Origin of the sequence: Streptococcus sp. 2106 (assembly GCF_013277315.1) — a bacterium.
GTDB lineage: Bacteria > Bacillota > Bacilli > Lactobacillales > Streptococcaceae > Streptococcus > Streptococcus pseudopneumoniae.
The window spans coordinates 1-7219 of sequence record NZ_VMMS01000001.1 but is presented as its reverse complement, the minus strand read 5'-3'; the positions used below and the strand labels follow the sequence as shown (position 1 = coordinate 7219).

7 protein-coding genes are annotated in these 7219 nt (G+C 35.8%); all 7 read left to right on the top strand.

What is annotated here, in order from left to right; translation table 11 throughout:
- Window positions 1-198: 198 nt before the first annotated feature.
- Window positions 199-1902, top strand: coding sequence for a site-specific DNA-methyltransferase (locus tag HT723_RS00035; RefSeq protein ID WP_050208484.1), 1704 nt, complete (start codon window positions 199-201; stop codon window positions 1900-1902).
- 3 nt (window positions 1903-1905) lie between these two features.
- Window positions 1906-2298 carry a hypothetical protein gene (locus HT723_RS00030; RefSeq protein WP_049534409.1) on the top strand — a complete coding sequence of 131 codons (393 nt, stop codon included), beginning with the start codon at window positions 1906-1908 and terminating at the stop codon, window positions 2296-2298.
- 11 nt (window positions 2299-2309) lie between these two features.
- A complete protein-coding gene (locus HT723_RS00025) occupies window positions 2310-2810 on the top strand; it encodes a TIR domain-containing protein (RefSeq protein ID WP_050208486.1) in 501 nt (166 codons plus the stop codon).
- A gap of 138 nt (window positions 2811-2948) precedes the next feature.
- A complete protein-coding gene (locus HT723_RS00020; protein WP_172934396.1) occupies window positions 2949-6026 on the top strand; it encodes a DEAD/DEAH box helicase family protein in 3078 nt (1025 codons plus the stop codon).
- A 13-nt stretch (window positions 6027-6039) separates the two neighbouring features.
- The gene (locus HT723_RS00015; RefSeq protein WP_050223616.1) at window positions 6040-6492 is read left to right on the top strand and encodes a CFI-box-CTERM domain-containing protein; all 453 of its coding nucleotides are present in this window, start codon (window positions 6040-6042) and stop codon (window positions 6490-6492) included.
- A 296-nt stretch (window positions 6493-6788) separates the two neighbouring features.
- A complete protein-coding gene (locus HT723_RS00010) occupies window positions 6789-6935 on the top strand; it encodes a hypothetical protein (protein WP_000770987.1) in 147 nt (48 codons plus the stop codon).
- Between the two features lie 32 nt (window positions 6936-6967).
- Window positions 6968-7219, top strand: a 252-nt coding sequence (locus HT723_RS00005; protein WP_172934395.1) for a helix-turn-helix domain-containing protein, incomplete at its 3' end; no start/stop codon positions are given.

Sequence of the window (7219 nt, the reverse complement as noted above, 5' to 3'; positions counted from 1 at the left end):
CACAGCACAGCACAGCACACAGGTGAAAACTCTGGACTTGAGAAATTAACTCTCACTTCAAAAGATGTTTTTACAGATAATATTTCAAAAATTGGTCAACTTTTTCCTGAAGTTCTGACGGAAAAGAGGGATGAATACGGCAGATTACGTTCTGCGATTGACTTTGAGAAGCTTAAACAGTTTTTATCAGAGGAAATTGTGGATGGTCGAGAATCCTATGAGTTTACTTGGGTTGGAAAGCGTGAAGCTATTGCAGAAGCTGGACGACCAACTACCAAAACCTTAAGACCAGATCTTGATGAAAGTGTTGACTTTGAAAACAGTGAAAATGTCTTTATTACTGGAGATAATTTAGAAGTCTTAAAAATTTTACAAGAATCCTATCTAGGAAAAATCGATATGATTTATATCGATCCACCCTATAATACAGGAAAAGACTTTGTATATTCTGATAAGTTCCAAAAAACAGACGAAGAGTTGAAGGAAGAGATGGAACTTTTGGATGAAGAAGGACGCCAGGTAGTTGGGCTTACAAAAAACGAAAAGACTTCGGCCCGTTACCACTCAGACTGGCTCAATATGATGTATCCACGCCTGCGCTTAGCAAGAAATCTCCTCAAAGATTCAGGTGTTATCTTTATCTCTATTGATGATAATGAGCAAGCGAATCTTAAAGCTATCTGTGATGAGATATTTGGGGAAGAGAATTTTAAAGCAGGTGTAATTTGGAATAATAAATACACAGTTTCAAATGATACTGATATTTCGTACCAACACGAGAGTATATTAATTTACTCAAAAAATAGAAATTTTGGACAATTAAATTTATTACCACGTACTGAAAAACAAAATAAAAGTTATAAAAACAGGGATGATGACCCAAGAGGTCCGTGGAAATCCACCCCGATTCATGCTAGGAGTGGTAGCTTATCAAGTATTTATACTATTAGATTTCCTAACGGAATCGAATGGACTTCTCCACAAGGAACCTATCCTCGATATTCCAAAAGCAAATTAGAAGATTTATACAATGATAATAGACTTTATTTTAATAAGAATGGAGGAGTAGATAAAAAAACATTTTTATCAGAGGTTAGAGATGGTGTAACAGTTGGAACCCTTTGGAATTATGAAGAAGTGGGACATTCACATGGTAACAATGAAGAATTAGCATTATTAATTAAGAAGGGAATGTTTAATGACCCTAAGGGAACTAAGTTATTAAGAAAAATTTTGAAGATTGGAAGTAAGAAAGATTCTATTGTATTAGATTTTTTCGGTGGCTCTGGTACTACTGCAGACGCAGTCATGCAGCTGAATGCTGAAGATGGTGGAAATCGTAAGTTTATCTTGTGTACGTTGGATGAGGAAGTAGCTGATAAGTCTGCTGCTAAAGAAGCAGGTTATGAAACCATTGACCAGATTTCTCGTGAGAGGATTCGTCGTGCTGCTGCAAAGATTCAGGAGGAGCATCCTGAGTTGGTTGGCAAGCAAGACTTTGGATTTAAGGCTTACAAACTAGATTCTTCTAATTTCAAAGATGTTTCAGCTCGACCAGATCAATTTATCCAAGGAGAACTTTTTGATAGTGTATCCAATATCAAGGAAGGACGTACTGGCCTCGACTTACTTTTCCAAGTTATGCTGACATGGGGAATGGAATTGTCACTAGCTATTGATCTGGAGAAAGTAGCAGGAGCGGAAGTCTATGATGTAGATCAAGGATCACTCATGGCTTGTTTTGAAGATGAAATATCAGAAGAAGTCATCCGTCATATCGCTCAAGCACAACCACTCCGTGCTGTTTTCCGAGATAGCTCATTTGCCAATTCAGCAGATAAGATTAACGTAAGTGAAATCTTCAAAGAATTGTCACCTCATACAAAAGTGAAGGTGGTGTAGGCTATGAGTGAATACAATGTAAAACATTTAGAGATGATACAAGCTATTATTGAACGGATGGGTAATAATTCTTTTGTCATTAAAGGATGGTCGTTTACTTCCATAGGTGCCTTGTTCGCATTTTGGTTTAGTAATACCAGTATGTGGTATATACTTCTTTTAAATTTTTGTGTGACTATCTTATTCTGGTTTCATGATGCTTATTATTTGTCGTTAGAACGACAATTTAGACGTTTATACGATGAGGTAAGATTAAGTGATATAGAAACAGATTTTAGAATGACTCCAAAACAAGAAGAGGGGGATTTTCTGATAGCTCTATTTCGTCCCATTTTAAAGTATACCTATGGTTTAATAGTTATTGCTACATTGATTCTTTTAATTGTTTTTAGATAAGTGAGGAAAGTATGAAGAGACAAGTATTTTTTAGCTTTCACTATAGTAATGATAACTGGCGAGCATCACAAGTTAGAAATATGGGGAGAGTATCAGGTGAATCTACTTTTTCAGATAATGAATGGGAAGAAGTAAAATTAAAATCTGATGCAATGATAGAATTATGGATAGATAAACAAATGGCAAAGCGTTCATGTGTGGTTGTTTTGATTGGTGAGAACACCGCTGGACGTAAATGGATTAACTATGAGATTAAAAAAGCAATTGAGCTGGATAAAGGAATCGTAGGGATATATATTCATAATTTAAAGGATATATTTGGAAATCAAAATAATCAAGGACGAAATCCATTTGACGATTTTAAATTTTCACGAACTGGCAGATCGTTATCCAGTTATATCCGTTGTTATAAATCTCCATTCTCTACTTCAAAGTATGTTTATGAAGATATTGAAAGTAACATGGAGGAATTGATAGAGTATGCTATTTCTCATAGACCATCAACATGGTAGCTAATATTATTAGTAATAGAACAAATAGTAGATATCAAAGGTATATAATATTGAAATTTTGTGATATTTGTAAACAGTTAACAAAGTGTTAATTATATATAATTACTCTAAAAAGATAAGAATTTAAGAAAATAAATTATGAAACTACAATTTAAAAAACAACAATTTCAGTTGGATGCGGTTAGTGTCATTGCAGATTTATTTCAAGGGCAAGCCAAACATACTGGAGTTCAGTATATGGCGGATCCAGGTCGTCTCAAGTCAGATGAGGTAGATTTGGTTTTAGATGCTTATCGAAATGCGCCGATTCAATTGAGTCAAGCAAGTGTACGAGAAAATGTTCATACTATGCAAACTCGTTATGGTTTACGTCCTTCTGATAAACTTTCTATTGATATGATAGCTGGACGAGAAGCTTACAATTTTTCAATAGAGATGGAGACGGGAACAGGGAAGACCTACACTTATATCCGTACAATTATGGAGTTGAATAAACGCTATGGCTGGCTTAAATTTGTCATTGTCGTTCCAAGTGTAGCCATTCGTGAAGGAGTTCTCAAATCTCTACAGATCATGTCAAGCCACTTTCAGATGGAGTATGGCAAACAACCACGCTATTTTGTCTACGATTCTTCACGTTTAGGTGATTTGGATAGTTTTGCCAATTCGTCAGACCTTCAAATTATGGTCATCAACTCTCAAGCCTTTAATGCAAAAGGCAAAGATGCGCGACGGATTCATTCTGAACAGGAAAGTTTCCGTTGGCGCCGTCCAATTGATGTCTTGGCAGCTATGAATCCGATTATGATTATTGATGAACCTCAGTCTGTTGAAGGGAAACAAACCAAGGAAAGACTAAAAGATTTCAAGCCATTGTTTACGCTACGTTATTCGGCTACCCATAAAGAAAAACATGATATGGTTTATAGATTGGATGCCATGGATGCTTACAATCAAAAATTAGTGAAGAAGCTTGCGGTTAAGGCTATTGAACAAACTGGTACGACTGGGACACAAGGCTATCTTTATCTACAAGAAATCATTCCACAAAAAGCAGGAGCACCCAAAGCAAAAATTGAGTTTGAAGTAAAAACGCAGTCAGGTGTCAAAAGGAAATTGAAGGTAGTGGAAGAACCCTTTGATTTGTACGCTGAATCAGGGAATTTATCTGCTTATAAAGGAATGACCCTTAGTCACTTTGATGCAAGAGAGAACAAACTTCAAGTTGGTGTGACGCAAGAACTTCATGTTGGTGAAGTGATAGGGGAAGTGGATGAGTCGAGCATCAGAAGAATTCAAATCCGAGAGACTATAAAAAGTCATCTCGAAAAAGAAAGTAAACTGTACAATCGAAGAATTAAAGTATTATCCCTATTTTTCATCGATGAAGTGGCCAAGTATAAGCAATATGATGAACATAATGATGCCTATAATGGAGAATACGCTCAGATTTTTGAAGAAGAATATCGAAATCAAGTAAACCAGTTTATCCGAACACAGGAACCAACTCCTTATCGTAGGTATTTGGAGGCTAATCTTGAGGGAAATTCAGTTCATGCTGGTTACTTTTCGGTAGATAAAGTGAAGAAGTCAGATAAGACCATTTTCGTAGATTATAAATCTGCCAGTGAAAAGAAAAGTAATCTTTCAAATGACACCGATGCCTATGACTTGATTATGAAGGACAAGGAGCGTTTGTTGAGCTTTGAAGAGCCAGTTCGTTTCCTATTTTCTCACTCAGCTCTAAAAGAGGGATGGGATAATCCTAATGTCTTTCAAATCTGTACGCTGAAGCAATCTTCAGCAGAAACCCGTAAACGTCAAGAAATCGGTCGTGGTATGCGTTTGGCAGTTGACCAAAACGGAATTCGTCAGGATTTTGAACTTTTAGGAACTGACGTTCATGAAATCAATAAACTGACAGTAATTGCAAATGAAAGTTATGATCAATTTGCTCGGAGTCTACAAGAAGAAATCAAAGAACTTTTAGCAGATCGTCCTGCAAAAGTGGATGTTGCTCTCTTTACGAATAAAGTTCTAACGAATCAAGAAGGACAAACAAGACGTATTACCAAGGAACAAGCAGATTCGATTCACTTTAATTTGATCCGACAAGGCTATATAGACCGTGAAGGACAATTAACCACAGAATATTTTACTGCAAAAGAAAATCATCAGTTACAACTGTCTGAAACACTAGCAGGTTATGAGGATAAGCTGGTAGAGATATTGGAGAGCGTTTATCATGCTGGACAGTATGAAATTGAAAATGCCAATAATGCGGTAATTCAATTCTCAAATGAGGTCAATCAAGAAAATATTGCCCGAAAAGAATTTTTAAATCTCTGGAAGCAAATCAATCGTAAGACGAGTTATCAAGTAGAGTTTGATGATGCGGAATTAGTAAAACATTCGGTTGACTATATCAATGAGAAATTAGTCGTTAGCAAACCAAGCTTTCATATAACTCAAGCAAGCGCTACTGAGATGAGTAAGGAAGAAGGTCTCCATCTCACAGTAGCTGAGAATGATCGTCAGCAAGAATATCTAACGGATTCGCAGATTATGACCAAATATGATTTACTAGGGGAAATTGCTGAACAGACTGGTTTAACTCGTAAATTGGTTGCGGAAATATTAAGTAAAATCTATGTCTACCAATTTGACAAGTTTAAACAAAATCCTGAAGAGTTTATTCTTAAGGTTTCAAAGCTCATTAATGAACAAAAAGCAAGTCAAATTATCAAGCATATCCAGTATAATGTGTTAAATGAAGAGTATGATATGGACTTGTTTTATGACAATCCTGAAACTGCTAACAGATCAGATGATCACTTACTTGAATCCAAAAAAGGGATTTACAATTTTGTAAAAGTTGATTCCAATACGGAGAAGACCTTTAAAGAATCGTTGGAACAATACGAGGATGTTCGTGTTTATGTGAAGCTACCAGGGAAGTTCAGTATTGCGACTCCGCTTGGGAACTATAACCCTGACTGGGCAATCGCCTTCCGTGAAGGTAGTGTCAAACATATCTATTTTGTTGCAGAAACGAAAGGATCTATGTCTAGTCTTCAATTAAAACAAGCTGAGCAAGCAAAAATTTCCTGTGCGCGTGCTCATTTTAAAGCGTTAGCTCAAGCTGGATTGATTAATGATCAGCACATCTATGATGTGGTTTCAAGTTATGAGGAATTATTAAATATTGTAAGATAGGGAGGTAAAAGAAATGGAATTTATTGTATATCGTAAGGGAAGAGAAGTAGCTGTTTTTCAACGTAGGAGTGATGCAGAGAGATATGTGCACTCTAGAACTGGATTTTTTGGTGAACCAGATGCTTACTATCAGATTGAACAAAGAGGTTGTTATTTGACAGAAGCAGCTGTAACTTACAAGGGATTGGCAGATGACTGTGATGAATTGATGACTTTGCGAAAATTCAGGGATTCTTATCTAGCTTTTAAAGATGGTGGTCAGGAGGAAATTGAATCCTACTATAAGATGGCTCCTCAGATTGTTGCCAAGTTAGAAGAACATTCAAATCGTGAGGAAATACTAGAGTCTATCTGGTCAGGACTTGTCTTACCTTGTGTTTCCTTGATTAAAATAGGAGAGAATCAAACTTGCCATCAATTGTATAAAACATATACACTAGAATTGTCTCAAAAAGTGGTCCAATAAAACGAGTAGAGTATAGGAAAAGAGTTCGGGTCCTCGCTAACTTGTATAGTGAAGAGACCCCCTATTCTATTTAGATCCCCAATACCAAAACAAATGTGTCAAACTAATCACTAATAGAACATACTTGGAAGATTTTGAATGGAATGATGAAGATACAAAGGAAGCCAATTTCTCTAGCTGGCTTGATGAAATGGTAGGATTGTAAGGGGGGATTTTTACCCCTAGGGTTTTAAGAGTATATATAATTAAGATAAACTAAAAAGACTAACACAAAAAAAGAAAGTAGAGAAAAGAAAATGAAGTTATTAAAGGGTTTGGGCTTTGCCTTGGTATTGTTTTACATGGTTATATTTATTGGAGTAAACTTTGTGACTGTTGGGGTTGATAATGATAAAAAAGAAGAAACAACAAAAGAGATACAAAGGTATGAATTGTTAGACTAGACTAAAATCAAAAAGCATTATATAATAGTAATATGAAATCAACTAAAGAAGAAATCCAAGCTATCAAAACACTTTTAAAAGACTCTAGTACAGCTAAATATCATAAACGCCTTCAAATCGTTCTATTTCGTCTGATGGGTAAATCTTATAAAGAGATTATAGAGCTTTTAGACTGTAATCAAACAACGATTTGGCCAACTGTAAAAAAATATGAGGAGTTCGGACGCGATTCTCTCCTTCAAGAAATACGTGGTGGTCGTAACCATGCATATATGACAATTGAG